Here is a 24773-nt window from a genome sequence, read left to right as displayed (position 1 = left end):
TTTAGTCGCAGCGCTACAAGTTGGCATTACGTTGTTTGTATTGTGCTTTTGCTTTGCGGCCTTTGCGATAAAGTGCAGGCCGTAAAGCTCTTCGCAAGGTTGGAAATAAGTAGGAAATAGTGGTTAGCCAACCACTCGCCCGTGGTAATGAAATCTCAACAGCTTCACCGCGGGCACAACTGACAATAGCATCGGCGACTTGTTGAGCACTGCTCATTGGCTGTGAGAAAACAATATCTTCTACTCGATCAATTTCCGACATAATAAAGCCAGTATCAATTGGGCCTGGCGAAACCACACCGACATTAATATTGCTTCCCTGTAATTCATCTGATAACGAGTAAGTGAACGCTCGCAAACCTGCTTTTGTTGCCGCATAAGTTGCGGCACCTTGTAGCGGTGTTCGGCCCGCTAGCGAGCCAACATTAACGATTGCGCCACCACCGGCTTTGCGTAAGTAGGGTAATATCAGCGCAGATAATTGAATGGGTGCACGCAAGTTAACATCAACCATTTGCGCTAAGTCTGCTGCTTGATTACGTTCAACATCACCTCGTTGATGAAAGCCCGCGTTATTAACTAACACATCAACTGAATTAAACCGTTCAGCAGCTTTTTCCAGTAATACTTCATTTGCAGCGGCATCATTGATATCCATTGCCACCGTTAGCACTGAGGTAATGTTTTCAAGTTCTTTAGCAATATTATCAAGCCCTGCTTGCCCTCGAGCAACTAACACTAAGTTAGCACCCAAATTAGCAAAAGTTCTTGCCGTTGCAGCACCTACTCCGGCCGATGCACCGGTAATAATGACCGTTTTACCCTTGAAATCGCTATTCATAAGAAAGTTTCTCTATGTTGTCAGTGTTAAAGCGTATGTATTCTGTTACAGATTTTTTTGTAAATTTGTTGTGAAAGTGATGAAAAACCCTGATGAGTTTCATAAGATAACAGCATAACAATAAAGGGATCGACAATGAAAATTAAATATTTAGCAGCGGCCATAGTAGCTAGCTTGACTCTCTCCGCTTGTGTCGCAACACAAAACAACCAAAATTCAACGCCAGAAAGTGCAGCCGTTGAAACTAACACTAATAAAGTATTCAGCCAGAACTATGTTTTTAAAGAACTAGAAAATGGCTTAAGAGTACTCATTGTAAAAACAGATTACCCAGATCTAGTGTCAGTACAAATTCCAGTTTCTGTTGGTTCTCGTGATGAAGACGAGGCAGGACGAACAGGCTTTGCGCACTTTTTTGAACATATGATGTTTAAAGGCTCAGAAAAATTCCCACAAGACGTTTATGCCGACTTATTCAAAAATGCCGGTGTTGATAACGGCGCTTATACCACCAATGATTACACTAACTACCACTTAGATTTTTCTAAAGATCATTTAGATAAAGTATTAGAAATTCAAGCAGACCATTTTAAGAACCTTAAATATACCGACGCCCAGTTTAAAACCGAAGCGTTAACGGTAAAAGGTGAATACTTAAAAAACAATGCTAGCCCGATTCGCAAGTTGTTAGCGGCGGTGCGTAAAGAAGCTTTTGACACTCATACCTATAAACATACCACTATGGGCTTTTTTGAAGATGTTGAAGCTATGCCAGAGCAATTGGCTTATGGTGAAAAATTCTTCAAACAGTTTTATAAACCAGAATATGTATCTCTAGTTATTGTTGGTGACGTTGCACCTGAAGCCACCATGGCTATGGTTGAAAAACACTGGGGTAACTGGCAAAAAGGTGATTTTGTTAACGATATTGCCCAAGAGCCAGCACAAACGGCACCACGTTATGTGCATGAAAAATTTGATGGTTTACCAGGACACTGGTTATTAGTGTCTTACAAAGGCACTGACTGGCAACCGAAAAAGAAAGATCGTGCTGCGTTAGATTTAATCTCTGAACTGTATTTTTCAAATAACTCGGCGTTATATCAAGAATTAGTGGTTGATAAACAGTTGGCCAGCCAAATGTTTAACTATAACCCTGAAACTAAAGATGCCGGCTTACGTCATGTTTTTATAAAAGTTAATGAAGAAAAAGACTTAGCGACTGTACGTGACGCCATTAATCGCACTTATGCTCAAGCCCGTACTGAATTGGTTTCAGCGGAAAAATTGGATAATTTAAAATCTAATTTGAAATATAGCTTTGTTAATAGTTTAGATTCTTCAGAGTCAATCGCATCAACCCTAGCAAGTTATATGCATTTTGATCGTGATCCGGAAACCATTAACTACCTATACAACAGCTTTGACAATATTTCCGCAGAAGATATTAAACGCGTAGCGAATAAATATTTTATTGACGAAAACCGCACCACAGTCACTTTATCAGCGTTAGATAAAGTTGATGCCTTTGCTACAGAAGTTGATTTAAATGCCGCGGTAGCAAAAATTGAAGCCGACAATGCTCAGCCTAAAACCGCACAATTTACCGTGTTAGATAAAACTAATGATTCACCATTAATCGATGTTAACTTTTTATTCTACACAGGTGCTGCGGCAGACCCTGTCGGTAAAAAAGGTGTAGCAGCATTAACGGCTAGCATGCTAACTCAAGGTGGCTCCGCAACACGTACCTATAAAGATATTCAAAAAGGTTTATATCCATTAGCCGGTCAATTTTCTTCACAACTTGATAAAGAAATGATGTCGTTTACGGGTCGAGTTCATAAAGATAATGCTGAGCAATGGTACCAATTAATTAGCGACCAATTATTGAATCCAGGCTGGCGTGAAGATGACTTTAAACGTCTGAAAAAAGAATTGATTGACGGTATTAAGTCAGGTTTAAAATCTTCAAATGATGAAGAGCTAGGTAAAGAAGTGCTTTATAGCGAATTGTATCAAGGCCACGCCTATGAGAACTTTAACAGTGGTGACTTGTCTGATTTAGAGCAAATTACCCTAGAAGATGTCAAGGCATTCTACGCAGAGCAATTAACTCAAGCTAAGTTGCATTTAGGTATTACTGGCGCTATGCCAAGCGATTTAAAAGCACAGCTAATGACAGATTTAACAGTATTGCCTGTAGGTGATGAAAAACGCTTAACTATTGCTAAAGCGCCAGTATTAAAAGGTCACCATGCAACCATAGTTGAAAAGAATGCACAATCAACGGCAGTTTCGTTTGGTTTCCCGATTGATACTATTCGCAATGATAAAGATTGGGCTGCACTTTGGTTAGTACGTTCGTACTTTGGTGAACACAGAAGTTCAAACAGCTACCTATACCAACAAATACGCCAAGCGCGTGGTATGAACTATGGTGACTATTCTTATATTGAGTATTTCCCACGTGGTATGTTCCAAACCAAGCCAGACGCTAACTTAGGGCGTTCTAGCCAAATTTTCCAAGTGTGGTTGCGTCCATTACGTTCAAATAATGATGCACACTTTGCTACACGTGCCGCTTTATATGAATTGGACAAGCTAATTGAAAATGGCATGAGTGAAAAAGACTTTCAAGCAACACGTAATTACCTAACAAACTACGCACCGCAATTGGTGGCTAGCCAAGATCAGCAACTAGGTTATGCACTTGATAGTGAATTCTACCAAACTGATGAGTTTGTTAAGTACGTACGTGAACAGTTTGCAAAACTTTCATTAGCAGATGTTAATCGCGTGATTAAAGAAAACTTACAAACTGATGATATTCATTATGTATTTATTTCAGGTGATGGCGAAGATATGAAGAAACGTTTGTTGTCTGAGCAGGTATCACCATTGAAATACAATTCTGAAAAACCAGCGGAGTTATTAGCTACTGATAAAGTTATCGAAAGCTATAAACTAACACTACCAGCAAAAAATGTTGAAGTGATTGCGGTTGATTCAGTATTTGAATAGTTAATTTATAAAATGTATAAACACCACGCTAGTCGTGGTGTTTTTATATCTAAAGTATTAAAATAATCGTTAATTTCGATCACTTGATGCCATCTATAATTCCCGTTCATCAACTATTCAGTTTGAGTTGGTAAGATGGCAATAAAACTAGTCTCTTTAGGATACTTATCATGCAGTTGAACAAATCCACGTTATCACTTAAAAAACCATTTATGGTGTCACTAATTACACTTTCATTGGCAGTTACCAGCTGTGCTAGTACAAATGCCGAAAAAGGTGCCGCAATTGGCGCTATTACTGGTGCCGTGTTGGGAAAATCGACCAGTAACCATAAAAATAAACGTGCGGTTTGGGGCGCAGCGATTGGTGCTATTGCTGGTGCTGCTATTGGTGATTATATGGATAAACAAGAGCAAGAGTTTCGTGAAGAATTATCTGGCTCAGGTATTGAAGTGGTGCGTGAAGGCGACAATTTACGCTTAATCATGCCAGCTAATATTACTTTTGCTACTGGCCAAGCTTATATCACCTCAGGTTTTTACAATACATTAGATGATATCGCTCGAGTACTAAATAAGTATGAGAAAACTTTGCTAAGTATTGAAGGCCACACTGACAGTCAAGGTGCAGAGCAGTTTAATCAGAATTTGTCTGAACAACGTGCCGGTAGTGTTAAGCAGTATTTAACTAATAAAGATATAATTGCTAGCCGTTTAAAAACAATAGGTTATGGCGAAAGCCGTGCAGTTGCTGATAATATGACTGCTAACGGTCGAGCGCTTAACCGTCGTGTAGAAATTCAAATTATCCCGAACCAAGCATAGTTCTTTTCAAGATATTTTATACCAATAAAATACCGCGCTCTGTCGCGGTATTTTTTCATCAATTAATCACTTTCCCGTTATTTGACCGCTGACTGTTCGCACACCTCATTTAGCGAACACATTTTTGTTCGCACAAAAATAAAAAAACATTTTATCCATTAATATTAATGACTTATGTTTTGGCATTGTTTGTGCTATATCACCAGTAAATCAATACCCATATGTTAAAAGTTTCAGGGAAAAGAAGATGTTAAAAGATACTTCTGGTCAAGATGTACAGATCAGCCAAACCGGCAAGAAAAAATCACTCATGATTAAAGTGGCCGCTGTGGTGCTAGTGATAGCGGTTATCGGCATTTACGCTGGGCCGAAATTTAATAATATGTTTTCGTCGGATATGGCGATTTCAAAAGAACGCTTGCGCTTTGCTGTCGTCGAGAAAGGTAATTTACAACGTGATATTGGTGTGCAAGGCCGTATTGTTGCGGCAAATAGCCCGACCTTATATGCAACAGCGCCTGGTATTGTTAGCTTGTTTGTTAAAGCAGGCGATACTGTTAGCAAAAATCAAAAACTCGCTGAAGTTGATAGCCCACAATTAAAGAACCAATACGAACAGGAACTAGCAATGTTAGAGCAATTAGAGCTAGCCGTTGGTCGCCAGCGTATTGAAATGAAAACAACGCAATTAAATAACCAGCAAACGATAGAAATGTCGGCGGTTAATTTAGAGGCGGCAAAAGTTAATAAAGATCGTGCAGTCACTAGTATTAAAGATTCGCTGATCAGCAAAAAAGAATATGAAGAAAAAGTTGCTGAGTTTAAACGTGCTAGTTTATCGCACGAACATGCCAAGCAGAGTTTTGACTTGCAAAAAGAGAGCATGGAATTTGAATTAAAAACCCGCCAATCGCAACTTAATCGCCAGCAGTTTGTGGTTAATGACCTGCAACGACAAGTGAATGAGCTGACCTTGTTTGCTCCTACCGACGGCATTATCGGTAGCGTCAATATTCGCGAAAAAGACAGCGTAGCGAGTAATACCTCATTAATCACCGTGATTGATCTGAGCGCTTTTGAAGTGGAAGTCAATATTCCTGAAAGTTTTGCTGATGACCTTGGTGTTGGCTTAGCGTCAGAAATCAGCTTTAACGGCGAAACCCATGATGGCCAATTAGTGGCAATTTCTCCTGAAGTGACTAACGGCCAGGTGGTAGGTCGGTTGCGCTTTAACGCAGAAACGGTGGCAAGTTTACGTCAAAACCAACGGGTTAGTGCACGTATCTTAATTGAATCAAAAGAGAATATTTTAAAAGTTCGCCGTGGCGCTTTCGTCGAAAGTGGTGGTGGACGCATTATTTATCAAGTTAACGGCAGCAATGCTACTCGTCAAAAGGTCACTTTAGGTGCCCGTAGTATTGGCGAAATAGAGGTGGTTTCAGGGCTAAAAGCCGGTGATGAAATTGTTATCTCAAGCATTGATGTTTTCAATAATCGCGAACAAATCTATCTGACTAATTAGGAGAATAACAAATGTTAAGAATGGAAAATGTCAGCAAAATATATCGTACAGAATTAGTAGAAACACACGCCTTACGTAAGGTGGACTTACACATTAAAAGTGGTGAATTTGTTTCAGTTACCGGCCCTTCAGGGTCAGGAAAAACAACATTTTTAAATTTAGCCGGCGCATTAGAAACCTTCGAAGAAGGTGATTACTTTCTTGATGGCCATAACGTAAAAGGACTCAGCGATGACAAACTCTCAGAAATTCGAAATCAAAAAATCGGATTTATTTTTCAAAGCTTTAATCTTTTGCCTGATTTACCCCTCTTTGACAATGTTGATGTTCCATTACGTTACCGCGGGATGAGTGCAAAAGAACGAAAAGAGCGTATTGAACATGCACTAGAAACCGTCGGTCTTGCTTCTCGTATGCAGCACTTGCCGACTCAGCTTTCTGGTGGTCAACAGCAGCGTGTTGCTATTGCCCGTGCCATTGCGGGTGATCCATTATTTTTATTGGCGGATGAACCAACCGGTAATCTAGATTCACTCATGGCACAGCAAGTAATGGAATTACTTGAAGACATTAACAGCAAAGGCACCACCATTATTATGGTGACCCATGATGATCAATTAGCGCGTCGTGCCCATCGCAATATTCAAATTTTTGATGGCCAAGTCAGTGACATTGAAAAGTCTGTTGCTGATGACGTTATTCGCAGCGCATAGGAGTTAATTATGTTCAGCTATAATTTACAGCTAGCGCTGAAGAGCTTGAAAGAACGCCCTGCGTTGACTTTGCTCACCATATTAGCAATTGCCACTGGCTTAGGTTTATACACCACAGTTAAAACCATGAGTTATCAAAGTAGCCAAGTGCCACTGGCACATAAAAGTAAGAATATATTTTTACTACAAATGGATAACCGTGAAATTACCGCAGATGCAGTAGAGCACCAGTCACGTATGGGCGATACCACCTATAAAGATATGGTGAATTTGATGGCTATGGAAATACCAAACGTATCAAAAGTTGTTAATTGGTCAACTTATGGTGTGTTAAATGTTGAAGATGAAAATATTAACCCAATACGCACTTTTGCTTCAGTAACCAATCACGCATTCTTCACTACGTTCGAACCACCATTTTTATATGGTAATGCTTGGGACAAGGCCACAGAAGAAAGTGGTGAAGCGATTATTGTGATTAGCAAATTGATGAACGATCAACTTTTTGGTGGCCGTAATAGTGTTGGTGAATATGTACGTATTAACACCCATGTTTTGAAAATTATCGGCGTACTAGATACTTGGCATTTAAGCTATAGATTTTACGATCGTAGTTTTTCTCGAGCTCGGCCACATAATTTCTTTATTCCTTACACATATGCATTAGAAAATGATTTACCGCGTCGGGCGCGCTTTAATTGTTGGGCAGCGAATGCAGATTTTGTTCGCTCATTTCAAACCGAGAATAAAGAGCGCTTGCTAAATTCGGAGTGTACGTGGATTAAATTTTGGATCGAAGTGCCAGATGAAAACATTGCTGACTATCGCGAGCAAATTACCAGCTACATAGAAAGCCAAAAAGCCCTAGGCCGTTTTCCTCGAGAGTTAAAAGTATATTTAACTAACTTAACAGATCAATTTACGTATGTTCATAATCGTAATACATTTTTAAATACCTTTTCAGTGTTAGCGACACTATTTTTTGCGGTATGTTTATTAAATGCTGTCGGTATTTTATTGGCTAAATTCATGCGCCGGAAAAAAGAAGTGAGCTTACGCCGTGCCTTGGGGGCGAAAAAGAAAACCATTATTATGCAGCACTTACTGGAAGTGATTATTATTGGCTTTTTAGGTGGTGTACTTGGCATTATTATTTCCTACTTTGGCTTGCAAGGCATGATGAGCATTCGTCTTTATTCATCTGATTACACAGTACGTGTTGAAGATGTGGCTCCATATTTTCAGCTTAATTGGTTGATGATAGCTAACGCATTTGTCACTGGCATTATTTGTACTATTGTTGCCAGCATTTATCCGATTTGGCGTTTGTGTAATATTCCTCCCGCTAGCCAACTGAAGTCACAATAAGGAGAAAAGTATGGATATTAAACCTATCTTTCTTGGACTAAAACAAAATAAATTTATGGCGATGCTGATGATTATTCAGATTGCCTTCACCATGGGCGTGTTAAGTAGTTCAGTGCTAGTTGCAACCACAACGTTACAAGAATGGAATGTACCTTCAGGTATTCCGCATGAAGACATAGTGCGGATTTCACCAGAGTTTTTTGACGATAGCCAAGATGTTGGTCAAGCCATGTTTAATGACCTTAAGCGTGTCAAAGACATTCCAGCTGTTATTAATGCGGCACCGTCAAATGCTGTGCCGTTTACGGCTGAAAATATGATTGATGTTTACTTGGCAACAGAAGAAGATGCGCAAGGTTATAAAACCGTGGTTTTTGAATCGGATGAACAAATCTTTGATGTTCTGCAATTGTCATTGGTTGATGGGCGTTTAATTACCGCCAGTGATGTTGTTAAAGGTGAAATTTCTGTAACACCTCAAAATGCTTCGGAAGTGATGATAAGCGAAGATATGGCGAAAGTGCTATTTGGTGATGATTCTGCTATTGGCAAAACTATCTGGCTAGCAAAAAATGCTGATCCGGTAAAAGTCATTGGTATTTATAGTAACTTTATGACCGGAGAACGTTTAAATGGTCGTAGTAAATCATACCATTCAATTATTCGTCCTCAGGTTAAGTGGAGTTATAATCAACAGCCCCATTACTTAATGCGAGTGGAAAAAGGTACTGCTGTGGCCCTGTTGGAAGATATCATCGATGTTTTCTATCAAGAGCGTGGTCGTTATATTAATTCCAGTGAGTTATTAAAACGCACACAAAAGCGTATGTATGATGGCCGTGGCAGTCGAGCGTTAACTTTCTTAGTGTTAAGTGTGGTTTTATTGATTATCACAGGTCTTGGCATCACGGGGTTAACCGCTTTTCAAGTAACGCAAAAGCGTAAGCAAATAGGTACACGCCGTGCATTGGGTGCCAAGAAAAGCGATATTATGCGCTATTTTCTTACCGAAAATAGTGTACTAACCTTGATAGGATTGCTCATTGGCGTGGTAGTAACGCTTTCGATTACCTTTGAAATATCTGAGCAAGCAGGCCAAAACTTTTTTAATTTAGGCGTCCTGTTTATGACGGCATTGTTACTTTGGATTGTGAATATTCTAGCGGTTTGGTTTCCGGCTAAACGTGCGGCCAATATTGCCCCTGCCATAGTGACACGCAGCGCATAAAAACGCTGATATTTAGCTGAGTCATCTAGCTTAAGATAGGGCTGTTGAACATTCGAGATTGTTTTAACAGCCCTTAATTGAATTTTAAAGTTTAACGACATACGTTACTATCACACAGTATCGAAATTAAAAGGAATGAAATGAAAGCTCGAATACTCGTTATTGATGATAACCCAGATATTGCCCATGCACTTAAAGTACTATTTACTATTAATCAGCTGGAATGTGATCATCGTTTAACGCCAGAAACCGGGCTTTTAGCACTTGAAAAAGCTCACTATGATCTTGTTATTCAAGATATGAATTTCACGCAAGACACTACCTCAGGTGAAGAAGGCATTGCCTTGTTTAATGAGATTCGCCGCCGTTTTGCTGACCTTCCCATCATTTTGATGACCGCATGGACACACTTAGAAACTGCGGTAGATTTAGTGAAATCTGGCGCCAGTGATTATATTTCAAAACCTTGGAATGATGACAAGCTTATTGTCACGGTTAATAATCTGATCGAGCTGAGTGAGTTACAACAAGCACATCGTAAAAGTGCCTTAAAACATAATCGCCAACAGCGAGAATTGGCACAACAATATGATTTATGCGGTATTCGCTACCAAAGTGATGCCATGTTTAATTTATTGCAGATCACCACACAAGTTGCCCATGCCGATGTTTCGGTATTAATCACCGGCCCTAATGGTGCGGGTAAAGAAAAAATTGCTGAAATTGTGCAAGCCAATTCGAGCTGTAATCAAGGCCCATTTATTAAAGTCAACGTAGGTGCGCTTTCGCCTGAATTGATGGCGGCAGAGCTATTTGGTGCTGAGGCGGGTTCGTATACTGGTATTACTAAACGCCGCATTGGCCGTTTTGAATTAGCCGATAACGGTACGTTATTCCTTGATGAAATTGGTAACTTATCTTTAGACGGACAAGCTAAGTTGTTAAGAGTGCTGGAAACAGGTGAGTTTGAACGCATTGGTGGTAGTGAAACCTTAAAGGTGAAAGTTCGCATTATCAGTGCAACCAATGCTGATATTAAAAGTGCTATTGCCAAAGGTGATTTTAGAGAAGATTTATATTATCGCTTAAATGTTATTGAACTACCTTTACTGGCGTTGAACGAGCGAAAAGCCGATATTTTACCTTTGGCCGAACATTTTTTAGGAGCAGATTTTCAATTGACCGAACAAGCGAGTTTAACCTTGAAACACTATGCTTGGCCCGGCAACATTCGAGAATTAAAAAATGTTATGCAGAGGGCATCATTACTTGCTCGAGATAAAATTATTGATGAAAAAATACTGGCCTTAAATGTTAAATTACCTGAATCAATTTCCTCACCCGTTAATAGCGAAGAACTTACTGTGGAAGAAATTCAGCAAGCGATTGCCGATGCCAGTGGTGTTATTTCTGAAGCGGCAAAATTGTTAGGGCTTAGCCGTTCAGCACTTTATCGACGCATGAAGAAGTTTGAGATTACCGGTTAATGATCAAACGTTCGTTGTTTCTGCGCTTATATCTTGCTTGTACCGTTAATATGGTGCTTTATGGTGTTATTTTGGCGAATTTACCCGGAGAGTTTGAGTTTTTTAGCGCATCAGTGTTGTTGATTACTTTTGGTTTTTTATTAATTTTATTATTGCTCTCAAAATGGTGCTTAGCGCCATTAACCAACACCTTATCAGCGATAGATAACGGTATTGATGCCTTTAAAGATAACGATTTTAGCCTCACTATTCATAATCAAAATTACAGCGAAGTATCAAGCCTAGTAAAAATTTATAACGAACTTGCCACCGTATTGCGTAATGAACGTATGGATATATTTCAACGTGAATTACTGCTTGATACTGTAATACAAAGCACGCCAGTTGCTATGGTGTTGGTAAATAGTAGCAACAAAGTGGTTTATAGTAATTTAGCGGCCAAAGAAATGTTTCAACAAACTCGTAAGTTAGAAGGCGGCGACTTTCCGCAATTATTAGCTAATCTTACGCCTGAATTGCAAACCGCGACACGTGAACAAAGTGAAGGCTTAGTGACTGACGTGCAAGAAGATCAAGCCTTGGTTTATAACATTAACTGTCAGCAATTTATGTTGAATGGTCGTGAACATCAGTTATACCTTTATAAAAATATGACCAGTGAAATATCTCGCAAAGAAACCGATATGTGGAAGCAGGTTATTCGGTTAATTAGTCATGAGCTAAATAATTCATTAGCACCGATATCGTCATTAACACGATCGGCACAAAAAATTATTGCTCAGCCTGAGCATAGCCATATGCTTAATGATGTATTAGAAACTATCGGCAATCGCGCTAGTCATTTACATGGTTTTATTGAACAATACGCGAGTTTTTCTCGCTTACCTAAACCAAATTTAAAAGCGGTGAAGTTAAAAAGCTTCTTCCAGCAAATTGAAACTTTGGTTGGGGTAACTTGTTACTTTGATGTGGTGCGCGAAAAAGCCATGTTTGACGCAGGCCAAATTGAACAAGTGATCATCAATTTAGTGAAAAATGCTAAAGAGTCGGGCTCACCGTTGGAAGATGTTGGTTTTGAAATGAAGCAACAAGGCCGACAATTATCCTTTAACATTTTTGATCGCGGTACTGGGCTGAGCACACAGCAACAACAGCAAGCGCTGTTACCTTTTTTTACCACCAAAGCCACAGGTACTGGTGTAGGTTTAGCTTTATGTAATGAAATTGTTATGGGTCACCAAGGTAAGTTACGGCTTTACAATCGTCAACATGGCGGTTTATGTGTTAGTTTTAGCCTAGAATTAACAGACTAGCGCAGTGTTACATTTCACTATATTATCAGCTACTTCGCTTATGACCTTATTAACATCACTACACTGGTATTATGAAAACGAAATTAATTACCCGACCTGGCTATGTTTTATTACAGCAAGAACTAGATAAATTATGGCGAGAAGAACGACCGGAAACAACACGGAAAGTCTCTTGGGCGGCGAGTTTAGGTGATCGCAGTGAAAATGCGGATTATCAATACAATAAGAAACGTCTGCGTGAAATTGACCGTCGTGTCCGCTACCTTCGCAAGATACTCGAAGAGCTAAAAATTGTAGATTACGGCCCTCAACAAGAAGGCAAAGTATTTTTTGGTGCTTGGGTTAGTTTAGAAAATGATGATGGTGAAACCCTAAAGTTCCGCATTGTCGGCCCAGAAGAAATATATGGCCGTAACGACTACTCATCAATAGATTCTCCTATTTCACGGGCATGTTTGAAAAAACAGGTTGATGATGAGGTTGTAGTGAATACCCCCACCGGTGAGAAAACTTGGTATGTTAGTGCTATTGAGTATGAGAAATAGCTTTTAGCTGATTATAATTTTCGGGAAAAGTATGAGAATTGAAACACCATTAAAAACTGATTATATTGATTTGATTACTGTTTGGGAGGCGTCTGTTCGTGCGACTCATCAGTTTTTAACTGACGAGCATATTTTGTCACTAAAACCGTTAATTTTAGCACACTATTTTGATGCGGTTGATCTTCGTGTTGCTAAGTGCGACAGCGATAATATTATTGGTTTTATTGGCGTTGCGGAAGAAAATATCGAAATGCTGTTTGTTGCACCTGAGTTTTTTAATCAGGGTGTTGGCAGCCATTTATTGCAGTATGCCATTGAAAATCAACAGGCGAAAAAAGTCGATGTCAATGAACAAAATCCGGCCGCAGTTGGCTTTTATCAACATCTGGGTTTTCGTATTGTTGCTCGCTCTCCATTAGATGGACAAGGGCAACCGTTTCCGTTACTTCATATGCAGCTCTAACGGGAAACTAAAAAGCCAACTTTTTAGGTTGGCTTTTTCTGCGTTATTTATAACGGTATTATTGCGCTATTTTTACGCGGATCTTATTTTTAGCAACTCTTGTTTCATGCAAGCTAGACAAAGCTGACTTTGCTTCTACTTCATTTGGCATTTCAACGAAGCCAAAGCCTTTTGATTTACCGGTTTCCTGATCTAATACTAAGCTACATTCAGTCACTGAACCGTGCTCAGAAAATAGAATACGAATTTCTTGTTCAGTGGTTGTGCGAGAAAGATTACGAACTAAAAGTTTCATCATGAACCTTTGATATGTGATTGCGGCCTTAATTGTCTCACAGTTTTACTATAGTCCAAGTTATTTTGTGCATTTAACCAAAATAACTTATGGTGATGTAATCGCAGTAAATCAGCAAAAAAGTAATTTCATAATAATTAACATAGTTTATATACCTTGAATCTTGTTAGCTTTGTTGAGCAGAAAATGGAAACGTTAATTTATGAGTGAGATATATACCCAGGCCATGACAGTGTTTCTAGGTTTTTTCGCCATCATGAACCCGGTAGCCAATACCGCAGTTTTTGCTGGTTTAGTTGGTGATAAGTGTAAAGCTGAGCAAATAAAAATTGCCGCAAAAGCATTAGTGCTCACTTTCTGTGTGATTTTATGCTTTTCGGTACTCGGCAAGGCTATTTTTCATATGTTTGGTATTACACTTTCAGCCTTGAGAATTACCGGTGGCATATTAGTATTCTTGGTTGGTTACCATATGCTGAATGGGCAAGGTTCTAAGCTGCACTCTGCGGAAAGTCATGATGAATCTGATATCGCAGTTTCACCATTAGCTGTGCCCTTGCTGGCTGGGCCAGGCACTATTGCCACAGCGATGAATTATTCTTCCTCAGGTGAAACTACCGGGATTTTAATAACTGTCGCAGTATTTGCCTTGCTCTGTTTAATCACTTTTTTCTGTTTTATTTTTAGCGCCAATATTCTTAAGGTTATTGGTAAGGCTGGCCTCAGCATTGTGACACGTTTGATGGGCTTAATTCTTGCGGTAATAGGCACGCAAATGGTGATTGTGGGCGTAACCGCGGTTGCTAGTAACTTAGCATAATGTCTTGAAAAAGCCTTTTAATCTTGAAGGTTTGTTTATAATAATAGTGCTTTATCTTCTCTAAGGTTACCAATAAGCTTAGTTAGTTTAGGAAGTTTTTGATTCATTTCTGCTTTATTGTAGAGTGCCTGGTCCAATACCGGCATGCGGATCTTTTCTTCACTCAAAAAAATCGTAAGTTGCTTTTTTCTGTCGCCACTTCTCATAGGGTAATTGGTAAATTTACCTTGTGGTTCTAGTGTTGCTAATTCAATGCTTTGCCAGTTCTTATACCAAATGGCGTGGATATCTTTTGCGTTGAGATTTTCGGCCAAAGAAATATTGGCAATTAAATTTTGAAAATTTGCATATTTATTTTGAGCTTTTAGAAAGCTAGTTTGCATCGACTCATGTGCTAATTTGGGTCGAACAAGTGATAATAGTTTGATGCTTTCGGTGGTTAACAGGTCATTTAATTTAATCAATTTATTAGCACCATGATAGCGGGCCAAATTTGAAAAGTAGTTACGAGCTTGAACCGTAAGGTATAGCTGATTTTCTATTGAGCTTTGCCACACTGAAACTTCAGAGATGTTTGTATTAGGTTCTTCATTCTCAATAAGAGTAAGTGCCTTATTTAACTCAATAACGGCTTTGCTGAGCTGTTCAACTGCAGAATTAACTTTGATTAGATCCCAATGTTCTGCAGGATGTTCGCTATATTGCTTAAGTAATTGTTTTAGTTGTTTAGGCCGGTATTGAAATGATTTATCAATACTTAGCTGGGCTTTTAATAAAGGAAGCAGCACTTTGCCTGAACTTAGCAGTATTTTTTTACTATCAAAACTTGGAATACTGCGATAAGACTCATGGCTCGATAAATAGGCTGAGTAGTCATCACCTTGTGTTTGGTAATGTTGTGCTTGTTCAAGTAACTTTTTTGCTTTTTGAGCTTTAGCAAACTCCGCTTGATATTTTTCAGGAGCTAATTGTGCCAAAGTATTTAACGCAATAGTTAGCTGATGAATGTCTTTGCTCGATTTAGCTAATTCGTATAACCGTAGCGCTTCTTTATGCTCTGCTGACGTGCATGAGGTGATCAATAATAATGAAATGACTAACAAAGTGCCTTTACAGCGAGTCAACATGCTAAATATTCCCTTACTTTAATTATTTGATATAACATCAAAAAACTACAAATATCAGAACAATTTAAGGGTTTAAAACATGAAAAGCAAGCGAAAGGCTTTTAGTTGTATTTGGAATCGTTTTGAGAAGGCTTTATAAAATCAATTGTTGCAATGACACATTTTCACCTCGTTCACTAACTTGTGCTAGGAGTAGCTCTGCTGTTGCAATGGCGTCATTTAGTGCGTTGTGCGCGTAATGATCCGGAAAACCGTATTTATTGCGTAAAGCCGATAACCTTAATTCCGATGGATCATAGGCGACATCTCTTTTATCTAGTCTTTTTTTCGCCACGACTAAGGTATCGATCATGGGAAATGGTGGCGCCATACCATAAAGTTCTATGCAAGCTTGTTGTAAAAACTGTCGTTCAATACGGGAAAAATGTACCAGCATGACTTTGCCTGCCAATCGACTCAGTAGTTGCTCTATCACTTCTGCTAAAGGTTGACCTTGGTCTTTTTGATCATCGGTAATTTGATGAATGGTGACATTGTCAGCTTTTAGTCGGCCTTTAGTATTAATTATTTGATGATAACTACTGGCGAGCTTAATTTGGTTGTCGATCAGGTCTACACAGCCAACACTGAGTAATTTGTCAGCTATGGCGTCTAACCCTGTGGTTTCAAAGTCGACGGCTAAAATGGGGATTTGATCAAATGGCGTGTAAAGCGGTGGAAATGGCACACTGAGAAAATCACGCAAAGGCCCATTAGGCGCCTTTTTCAACATGCGCTTGCGTTGGGCTTCGTAGCCAAGTAACCAGCGAGTAAGTGGGTGATGATTAAGCATAATGAATGGCTATCGCTAATAGGTTGATTGACGACTGTCTTGCATGGTTTTGATCACTTTAAAGGCATCTTTTAAGTGCTCACGTTCAAGCTTAGAAATTTCTTTCGGTGGCAAGTAGTTATTCGGTTGTTCTCCTTGCTGCAGTTTCTTGGCTTGATGCTCCATGCGTAACATACTTAAAAATTCATAGGCATCGATAAGGTTTGCCGCAGAGGCTTTTGTTAAAGAAGGTGTACCTGCCGCCTGTTGTAATCGCTCAATAGTATTTACTGAAGATATCCCCTCTGACAGCGCATAAATTCGTGCTAAATCGACAATGGGCGCAATGCCATTGTGTTTTAAATCTAACGTCGCTTTGTTTTCACCGTCTTGAATTAAAACAAAATCACGAAAAAATCCAAGAGGCGGTCTTAAATTTAAGGCATTACGCGACAAATGAGCAATAAATAGCGTACTACCTTGGGTGGTTTTCAACATAGTTTCGCGCACTTGGTCGAGTAAGCGACTATCGCCGTAAACTGTGGTTAAATCGAAGAAAATACTGCAATGCATTAACGCTTTGGGCTCGGGAGTGTTTATCCACTTGGCGAAGTATTGAGACCACTTTTTTTGTGTTTGGCACCATTTCGGGTTGGTTGCCATGACCTCGCCGGGACAGTAAATAAAACCACAAGCGGCTAAGCCATCAGAAACAAAGGTGGCTAGGTCTTTGAACCAAAAACTATGCTGGGGTTGCATATCGTTGGAAATGATCAAGGCATTGTCTTGATCTGAGTGGGCGAATTGCTCTTGTCTTGCTTGTGAGCCCGCCGCTAACCAGGCATAAGGCACGGGTGGTGGCCCGAGTAATTTCTCCGCCATTTCAATTAAGCGAATGGTGAAGGCCATGGTGATGGCACTAATACTTTTACCAACGTGATCTGCCGTTGTGCCAAGTTTCGCCATGCGAATTTGCAATTTAGGGATCATTTTACTGATTTCACTTAGTTCGCTGACAGATTTAGCTTTATGAATAACGCTGGTGATATTAACGGCATTTTGCCCCTCGTTATTCATCAAATCCGTTACGGTCACCATACCTTTAAGCTGGTTGTTGGTGGTAACAGGTAAATGATGAATATGCTTTTGTGTCATCATCATCAAAGCGTCATAGGCTGTGCTTTTAATGTCGATAGTGGTCATGTTATCGGTCATGATTGCACTGACTGGTTGAAGAATGTCTAAGCCTTGGGCGACACAGCGACGACGAATATCTTTATCGGTAACTATACCAAGTGGGTTGTTTTCGTGGGTAATCACTAAACAGGAAAATCCCCGTTCGGTCATCAAAATAGCCGCTTGTTGAATACTAGTATCGGGGCCAACTGTCACTACAGGGCTATGGTAAAAATTAGCGATTGAACTGTTGAGTAGTGAAGAATTGAGAATGGCGTCTTCATTAACTTGTAGCATTTTTTTGTTGAGGCGTTGCTCTGCCGTTTGGTGAAAAAATGCCATAACATCTGGATGTTCACTAACTAATTGCTGAAAATTGTCATAATTAATACTGTACAGTAAGGTATCTTCGTCGGTAGTGACCTTAATACTATTGCCGTTATTATCATAATTACCGAGACAAAATACCGTACAAATATCACCTTCGCCATACTTACCTAATAGCTCATTTTCTTGTGTGACATAGCTCAACGCGCCTTTACGTAAAATGTATAAATTTTTTGCCGTAGTGCCTTGTGGTGGCAGTGGTTGGCCGCGGCGGACATAACAAATACTGATCTCTTTAACGACTTGTTCAATGACATGACTGGGTAATAAATCTAATGGCGGTATCGCTTGTACAAATTCGTTTATTTCGGTTAGTGCTGAGTCCATTGCGATATCTCAAGTAAATTCATTCGTGCAAATGATAGAAGCCTATTGATTGTATTTAGGGGAATTATTGCGCTTAAGTCAACTGTTTAGCCGTTGTCCTAGACTAAAGTTTAATAGGAGCGCTTAAAAAAGGTTGCTAGTGTGTATCTTAGAGTAGGTTAAGTATTCGTTTATTCGACGTTGGTTTTACTGGCTGGTCGAATTAATAGTCAACCTCTCTTTAAACAACAGGTGATACCAATTGGAATAATAGATTAACCCACTTGGTATAAAAGCGTATAAAAATCATAAAACGCTATAACTACTAAGCAACAATAGCTTAATAGGAATAATTGCTAGGAGAGAATGATGGAAGGTAATACAACATATTGGCAGGAAAATCTGCGCTTAATATTTATATGTCTTGCCATTTGGTTCGTGGTTTCATTTGGTTTTGGTTTACTTCTTGTCGAACCACTAAATGCAATACGTCTAGGTGGATACAAACTAGGTTTCTGGTTTGCGCAACAAGGGTCTATTTATACCTTTGTCGGTTTAATTTTTTGGTATACCAAAAAAATGAACGAACTTGATCAAAAACATAACGTGGAGGAATCATAATGGATGAGTTAAAACTCTATACATACATTGCTGTATTTGGTTCTTTTGCCGTTTACTTTGGTATTGCTTGGTGGGCAAGAGCAGGCTCTACCAGTGATTTCTATGTCGCCGGTGGTGGTGTAACGCCAATGCAAAATGGTATGGCCATTGGTGCCGACTGGATGAGTGCTGCGTCATTCATTTCAATGGCCGGAATGATTTCTTTCCTAGGTTACGGTGGCTCAGTATTCTTAATGGGTTGGACTGGTGGTTATGTGCTACTCGCCATGCTACTTGCACCTTACATGCGAAAGCATGGAAAATTCACCGTGCCAGAATTTATTTTTGATCGTTATTATTCAAAAACAGCACGTATTGTTGCCGTTGTATGTTTAATTATCGCGTCACTAACTTATATTATTGGTCAAATGAAAGGTGTTGGTGTTGCTTTCTCTCGTTTCCTAGAAGTTGATTATGATTTAGGTCTATATATCGGGATGTTCGTGGTATGGGTTTATGCCGTACTTGGTGGTATGAAAGGTATTACTTACACGCAAATCGCTCAGTATTGTGTCTTGATTTTTGCTTATACCATTCCAGCAGTATTTATCTCGCTACAATTAACTGGTAATCCAATTCCACAATTAGGTTTAGGTTCTACACTAGCCGACGGTAGCGGTGTTTACTTACTTGATAAGCTAGACATGGTAGTAACCGATCTTGGCTTTAAAGAGTACACCACTGACAATTTGGGCGGCACAGTAAATATGTTTGCTTATACCATGTCGCTTATGATTGGTACTGCAGGCTTACCGCACGTAATTATGCGCTTCTTCACTGTACCTTCAGTAAAAGCAGCACGTCAGTCAGCAGGTTACGCATTAGTTTTCATCGCATTATTATATACAGTTGCTCCGGCAGTTGGTGCAATGGCACGTTTGAACCTAATGAATACTATTGAACCGGCAGCAGGTCAAAATATGGCTTATGCTGAACGTCCACAGTGGTTTAAAGACTGGGAAAAAACTGGTTTATTAAAATATGAAGAAAAAAATGGTGATGGTAAAGTTCAATACACTGCAGACAAAGCGACCAATGAAATGGTTAAAGTTGACCGTGACATTATGGTGCTAGCTAACCCTGCGATTGCGAACTTACCTAACTGGGTTATTGCACTTGTTGCTGCCGGTGGTTTAGCCGCGGCGCTATCAACTGCCGCCGGATTACTATTAGCAATTTCGTCCTCTATTTCTCATGACTTGATGAAAGGTATATTAACCCCTGATATGTCAGAGAAAAATGAGCTACTTGCAGGACGAGTGGTGATGACACTATCGATCGTTGTTGCAGGTTGGCTTGGTTTAAATCCGCCTGGCTTTGCCGCAGGGACGGTGGCGCTAGCCTTTGGTTTAGCTGCATCATCTATCTTCCCGGCACTAATGATGGGTATTTTCTCTAAGAAAATGAGTGGTAAAGCAGCCGTTGCAGGTATGATCTCAGGTATCGGTGTCACTATGCTGTACGTGTTCCAACACAAAGGTATTATGTTTATTCCGGGCACGTCATTCTTAGGTGATATGGGTCCTAACTGGTTCTTCGGAATTTCACCAAATGCCTTTGGCTCAGTTGGTGCGTTGGTTAACTTTGCAGTGGCATTCACTGTCTTGAAATCAACAGGACCAGCGCCGGTTCATATTCAGCAAATGGTTGATAACATGCGTATTCCTCACGGAGCAGGTGCAGCACACGATCATTAGTCTGATGTGATTGTATTTTGTACCACATGGAAGAAAGGCTCCCTTTGTGGAGCCTTTAGTTTTTCACCTTGATGAAGAGTAAGGCAAGCTAAAAGTTGCCAATTTAGTTGGTAGTAGCAGTCATTGTTGGATGCAATGCTGTGCAGTAAAATGAAAACAACAGAAAACTAAGGATGATTATGAACCGTCATACAAAAGTAGCTCTAATGGTGGCACCGTTTCTTATTTTGGGTGGCTACATCGCGTCAGATTTTTATATTGAAAACCAAGCACAACAACAGCGAATTTTCAATATGGTACCGTTTGGGCATTGTGATGTTATTAATCAAAAATGTATTTTGAAGTCGGGTGATTTTGAGGTCAACATTTATGATGAAAATGGCAATACCACGTTAAATTCAACGTTCCCGCTTGATAGTGCCACGCTTTTTCTAGTGAATAATGATAACGAAATGAGTCCGTACCCATTGGGTATGAATGATAGTCCATATTATTGGCAAAGCCCGACGCCATTGCGAGAGAAAATTAGCGCTAAAGGTGAAAAATATAAATTGCGGGTGATTGCTAACATCAAAGGCGGCCAATATATTGCCGAATTTTATACGCAAACTGTTAATTAACAGTGAAACTTAAGGGGAGCAAAGACAATTAATGACTTGCTCAGCTAAATCCCTATAATTAAATGATTAATAGCGTTAAATAGAGATACTGTATGTTTCCAAATTGGCAATTAGCGGGCTTAAGTTTTGCTTATATCGGTTTGCTGTTTTTTATTGCTTATATGGGAGATAAGTATCGTCATAAATTGGTTCGAAAAAGCCAAGCGATAATTTATGCGTTAACTTTAGGGGTTTATTGTACTTCGTGGAGTTTTTTAGGCACCACTGGGCAGGCATCAAGTAATTTCCTTTCTCACTTACCGATATATCTTGGGCCCATTTTACTGTTTATGTTTGCCTGGCCTTTTATTCAGCGCATTATTCACGTCAGTTTAAAGCTTAACTTAACCTCGATTGCCGATTTGCTAGCGGCACGTTTTGGTAAGTCTCATAACCTCGCGATATTGGTGACCATTGTGGCACTAATCGGCACTATGCCGTATATCGCGCTGCAACTAAAAGCGATTGTTTATTCGTTTCAACAACTCCAAGCCGAGCAAAGTTTATCCAACTGGCATTTTGGTTTAATCGTGAGTTTGGTGTTAGCGGGCTTTACTATTGTTTTTGGTATTCGAAATATTGATGTTACCGAGCGTCATCCTGGTGTGATGTTGGCGATCGCTTTTGAGTCACTGGTTAAGCTCTTTGCATTCCTCGCCGTTGGTATTTTTGTTACCTACGTTTTGTTTGACTCACCGATGGAAATTTGGCGGCGTTCGTCAGCGAATATTCAGCTCGATGAACAGTTAAATTTCCCCAATATTATGTCGATGTTTGCCATGCTAGTGATTGCAATGGCGGCATTTTTGTCGTTGCCACGCCAATTCCAAGTAATGGTGGTAGAGCTGAAAGATGAAAAGGACACTTGGCTCAGTCGTCGGATATTTCCACTTTATTTATTAGTGTTTGCAGTGTTTGCCGTGCCCTTGGGTTTGGCGGGGCACTTGTTATTAGGCGATAGCGTTCCCTCTGATGCTTATGTGCTATTTTTACCTTGGTATCAACAGCAGCCTTGGTTAACCTTACTCACTTTTTTGGGGGCAATATCTGCCGCCAGTTCTATGGTGATTATTTCATCCATCGCCTTGAGCACTATGCTCAGTAATGAAATTGTTTTTCCTTGGATTTATCGCGCCAATAAGCATAGCCATACCGACTACGATAATTTTCGCTTGCGCTTGCTGACCATTCGAAAATTCTTAGTGCTATTCGTGATCATGCTAGGTTACTGCGTGTTTTTAATGGCCTCCCCCGATACTCTTAGTTCTTTAGGGGAAATCGCCTTTGGTGCTTTTGCCCAATTAACTCCCGCATTAGTCGCGGCCTTTTATTGGCGACGAGCGACGTTAACTGCCGTTTATGGTGGTATTGTTATCGGTTTTTCAGCCTGGTTATTGCTTAACTTTATTCCTCAGTTTGGGGTTTATCCACACCCTTTTCGAGATGGTTTTTTGCCCGCGAATTCTTTAGCGAGCTTGTTGTCGTTGTCAGTAAATATCATTTCAATGTGGCTACTTTCTCATGTTAGTCGCCAAAGCGTACAAGAGCGTATGCAAGCGTCATTGTTTATGGAATACCAAGCGCCAAAAGCGTTGCAATCACAACGTAATAAGCAAATTAATTATCAAGAGCTCGAACTGTTAGTTTCGCGTTTCGTCGGGGAAGAAAAAGCCAGTGTGAGTTTTGCCCAGTTTCAACGTGTAACGGTTAAAGGCCAAATGAGTAACGTGACCTACAATCAGCAACTTTTGCAGCATACTGAAAATACTTTGGCGAGTGTGATGGGCGCGTCATCGGCACGTTTGGTACTTTCCTCGGCATTGGAAGGTCGAGATATTGCCTTAGACGAAATTGCCGTGTTAGTTGAAGAAGCCTCGAGTCAACGCCAACAATATAGCCAAGACTTGTTACAAAGCGCTATTGAGAATGCCAGTGAAGGCATTTCGATAGTTGATAGCGATCTCAACCTTGTCGCGTGGAATAAAAAGTATGTCGACTTATTTGATTATCCCAGTGAACTTATTTATCAAGGCAGCCCAGTCCGCGATTTAATCAGTTATAACGTTCGCCGAGGTTTATGCGGTGTTGGCAAAATAGCTCAGCAAGTCGACAAGCGCTTAGCGCACTTACGCAACGGTAGTCCGCATAGTTCAGAACGGGAGCATAGTGATGGACGGGTGATCCGCATTGAGGGTAATCCGTTACCTGGTGGTGGCTTCGTGATGTTGTTTTCTGATATTACCGCGTATCGTCAGGCAGAAAGAGGCTTAATTGAAGCGAATGTTGACCTAGAAACACGGGTATTAGAGCGCACTCAAAAGTTAGAGCAAACCAATGAAGCGCTGGCGTTAGCGAGAGAAAAAGCGGAACAAGCCCATGTAAAAAAAAGCCTCTATTTAAAAGCCTGCAGCCATGACTTAATGCAGCCTTTGGAAGCGGCACGATTATTTACTTCTGCTTTATCTAGCCAAGGAAATTTAACCGATACTCAACAACGACAAGTCGACAACATTGATCACTCATTAAAAGTGGCTAATGATTTAGTTGCTGATTTAGCTGAAATTGCCCGTATTGAAAGTGGCAATATTAAACCGAATATTAGCTCATTCTCGGTTAAGTCTTTATTTGATGACTTAGCGAAAGAATTTTCCGCCAGTGCCGTTGATCTCAATGTTGAATTTCGAGTGCATTGTAACTCACTATGGTTACGTTCAGATCGAAACTTATTGCGTCGTATGTTACAAAATTTAATTGGTAATGCCTTTCGTTATGCGAGCCCCGGTAAAGTGTTACTGGGGGCGAGAGCAAAAAGTAATAATGTTGAGATTCAAGTGCTGGATAATGGTCCGGGCATTCCCGTTGATAAGCAAGAGATGGTGTTTGAACAATTTACTCAGCTTGATAATCAGCAAAGTTCATCAGCAGTTGGCTTAGGCTTAGGGCTAAATATTACCCAAAGTTTAGCGCAATTACTGGGACATTCCTTAGCGCTGCAGTCAGAAGTGAGTATGGGTTGTAAATTTACTGTTGGTGTAGAACAAGCCCAAGCACAAGTGGAAGCTGTCGTTGTGAAACCAATTAGTAATATTGGCTTAAAAGGCGTTACCGTGATGTGTATCGACAATGATCCTGATGTGCTAAATGGCATGGTTGAACTGCTAACAGCATGGGATTGTGATGTTATCGCGGCAGGTTCATATCATCAAGCCTTGTCACTTTACGATGATCATAAAAATGATATTGAAATATTGTTAGTTGATTACCAGCTGGATTATGATTTCAACGGTATCGCCTTAATTGGCGAGTTAAGAAAACAAAGTAGCCACTATGTACCTGCCATCTTAATTACCGCAACAACGGATAGTGATCTAGAAGAAAAAGCCTTACTAGCCGATATTGGTTTTATGCGTAAATTGGTTAAACCTGCGGCACTAAGAGCAATGATGAGTGCCATGTTAACGAAAAAGCTCCAAGCAAAATATTTAGAATAATTTGCTTGGAGTCTTT

The 24773-nt window shown here is 40.0% G+C and carries 20 protein-coding genes; 15 read left to right on the top strand and 5 right to left on the bottom strand.

What is annotated here, in order from left to right:
- Positions 1-13: 13 nt before the first annotated feature.
- Entirely contained in the window at positions 14-841 is an 828-nt protein-coding gene (locus AC27JP_RS05965; protein WP_487112982.1) for an SDR family NAD(P)-dependent oxidoreductase, read from the bottom strand.
- Positions 842-976: 135 nt separating this feature from the next.
- Here AC27JP_RS05965 and AC27JP_RS05960 point away from each other — a divergent pair, with 135 nt between their 5' ends.
- From AC27JP_RS05960 to AC27JP_RS05915, 10 genes are all read left to right on the top strand, one after another.
- The gene (locus AC27JP_RS05960; protein ID WP_487112980.1) at positions 977-3865 is read left to right on the top strand and encodes a M16 family metallopeptidase; all 2889 of its coding nucleotides are present in this window, start codon (positions 977-979) and stop codon (positions 3863-3865) included.
- A 212-nt stretch (positions 3866-4077) separates the two neighbouring features.
- The gene (locus AC27JP_RS05955) at positions 4078-4689 is read left to right on the top strand and encodes a YiaD family glycine zipper/OmpA-like lipoprotein (RefSeq protein ID WP_487113490.1); all 612 of its coding nucleotides are present in this window, start codon (positions 4078-4080) and stop codon (positions 4687-4689) included.
- Positions 4690-4936: 247 nt separating this feature from the next.
- Entirely contained in the window at positions 4937-6211 is a 1275-nt protein-coding gene (locus AC27JP_RS05950) for an efflux RND transporter periplasmic adaptor subunit (RefSeq protein WP_487112978.1), read from the top strand.
- 11 nt (positions 6212-6222) lie between these two features.
- On the top strand, positions 6223-6924 hold the full coding sequence (locus AC27JP_RS05945) for an ABC transporter ATP-binding protein (protein WP_487112976.1): 702 nt from the start codon (positions 6223-6225) through the stop codon (positions 6922-6924).
- Positions 6925-6933: 9 nt separating this feature from the next.
- Positions 6934-8292: an ABC transporter permease gene (locus tag AC27JP_RS05940; RefSeq protein WP_487112974.1), complete on the top strand. Its 1359-nt coding sequence runs from the start codon at positions 6934-6936 to the stop codon at positions 8290-8292.
- 10 nt (positions 8293-8302) lie between these two features.
- On the top strand, positions 8303-9520 hold the full coding sequence (locus AC27JP_RS05935) for an ABC transporter permease (RefSeq protein WP_487112972.1): 1218 nt from the start codon (positions 8303-8305) through the stop codon (positions 9518-9520).
- A 140-nt stretch (positions 9521-9660) separates the two neighbouring features.
- Positions 9661-11007 carry a sigma-54-dependent transcriptional regulator gene (locus AC27JP_RS05930; protein WP_487112970.1) on the top strand — a complete coding sequence of 449 codons (1347 nt, stop codon included), beginning with the start codon at positions 9661-9663 and terminating at the stop codon, positions 11005-11007.
- On the top strand, positions 11007-12320 hold the full coding sequence (locus AC27JP_RS05925) for a sensor histidine kinase (RefSeq protein ID WP_487112968.1): 1314 nt from the start codon (positions 11007-11009) through the stop codon (positions 12318-12320). The genes AC27JP_RS05930 and AC27JP_RS05925 overlap by 1 nt, the downstream gene beginning before the upstream one ends.
- Before the next feature lie 71 nt (positions 12321-12391).
- A complete protein-coding gene (gene greB, locus AC27JP_RS05920) occupies positions 12392-12865 on the top strand; it encodes a transcription elongation factor GreB (RefSeq protein ID WP_487112966.1) in 474 nt (157 codons plus the stop codon).
- A 31-nt stretch (positions 12866-12896) separates the two neighbouring features.
- Positions 12897-13328, top strand: coding sequence for a GNAT family N-acetyltransferase (locus tag AC27JP_RS05915; protein ID WP_487112964.1), 432 nt, complete (start codon positions 12897-12899; stop codon positions 13326-13328).
- 58 nt (positions 13329-13386) lie between these two features.
- Here AC27JP_RS05915 and AC27JP_RS05910 read toward each other — a convergent pair whose 3' ends face one another.
- Positions 13387-13623, bottom strand: a complete 237-nt coding sequence (locus tag AC27JP_RS05910; RefSeq protein WP_487113488.1) for an RNA recognition motif domain-containing protein — start codon at positions 13621-13623, stop codon at positions 13387-13389.
- A 202-nt stretch (positions 13624-13825) separates the two neighbouring features.
- Between AC27JP_RS05910 and AC27JP_RS05905 the strand changes: the two genes are divergently transcribed.
- Entirely contained in the window at positions 13826-14443 is a 618-nt protein-coding gene (locus AC27JP_RS05905) for a MarC family protein (protein ID WP_487112962.1), read from the top strand.
- 35 nt (positions 14444-14478) lie between these two features.
- On the opposite strand, the gene AC27JP_RS05900 is transcribed toward AC27JP_RS05905, so the two are convergent.
- From AC27JP_RS05900 to AC27JP_RS05890, 3 genes are all read right to left on the bottom strand, one after another.
- Positions 14479-15570: a hypothetical protein gene (locus AC27JP_RS05900; RefSeq protein WP_487112960.1), complete on the bottom strand. Its 1092-nt coding sequence runs from the start codon at positions 15568-15570 to the stop codon at positions 14479-14481.
- A gap of 133 nt (positions 15571-15703) precedes the next feature.
- Positions 15704-16402 carry an exonuclease domain-containing protein gene (locus AC27JP_RS05895; RefSeq protein WP_487112958.1) on the bottom strand — a complete coding sequence of 233 codons (699 nt, stop codon included), beginning with the start codon at positions 16400-16402 and terminating at the stop codon, positions 15704-15706.
- A gap of 15 nt (positions 16403-16417) precedes the next feature.
- Positions 16418-18271, bottom strand: a complete 1854-nt coding sequence (locus AC27JP_RS05890) for a putative nucleotidyltransferase substrate binding domain-containing protein (protein WP_487112956.1) — start codon at positions 18269-18271, stop codon at positions 16418-16420.
- A gap of 348 nt (positions 18272-18619) precedes the next feature.
- Between AC27JP_RS05890 and AC27JP_RS05885 the strand changes: the two genes are divergently transcribed.
- The 4 genes from AC27JP_RS05885 to AC27JP_RS05870 all read left to right on the top strand — a co-directional run bounded on the left by AC27JP_RS05885 (position 18620) and on the right by AC27JP_RS05870 (position 24757).
- On the top strand, positions 18620-18871 hold the full coding sequence (locus AC27JP_RS05885) for a DUF4212 domain-containing protein (protein ID WP_487112954.1): 252 nt from the start codon (positions 18620-18622) through the stop codon (positions 18869-18871).
- Entirely contained in the window at positions 18871-20607 is a 1737-nt protein-coding gene (locus AC27JP_RS05880; RefSeq protein ID WP_487112952.1) for a sodium:solute symporter family protein, read from the top strand. The genes AC27JP_RS05885 and AC27JP_RS05880 overlap by 1 nt, the downstream gene beginning before the upstream one ends.
- Positions 20608-20786: 179 nt before the next feature.
- On the top strand, positions 20787-21227 hold the full coding sequence (locus tag AC27JP_RS05875) for a hypothetical protein (protein WP_487112950.1): 441 nt from the start codon (positions 20787-20789) through the stop codon (positions 21225-21227).
- 92 nt (positions 21228-21319) lie between these two features.
- The gene (locus AC27JP_RS05870) at positions 21320-24757 is read left to right on the top strand and encodes a hybrid sensor histidine kinase/response regulator (RefSeq protein WP_487112948.1); all 3438 of its coding nucleotides are present in this window, start codon (positions 21320-21322) and stop codon (positions 24755-24757) included.
- The last annotated feature ends 16 nt before the right edge of the window (positions 24758-24773 follow it).

The sequence above is a fragment of the Colwellia sp. SU-HH01172 genome (assembly GCF_057553355.1).
This window is presented reverse-complemented; position numbering and strand designations above follow the sequence as displayed.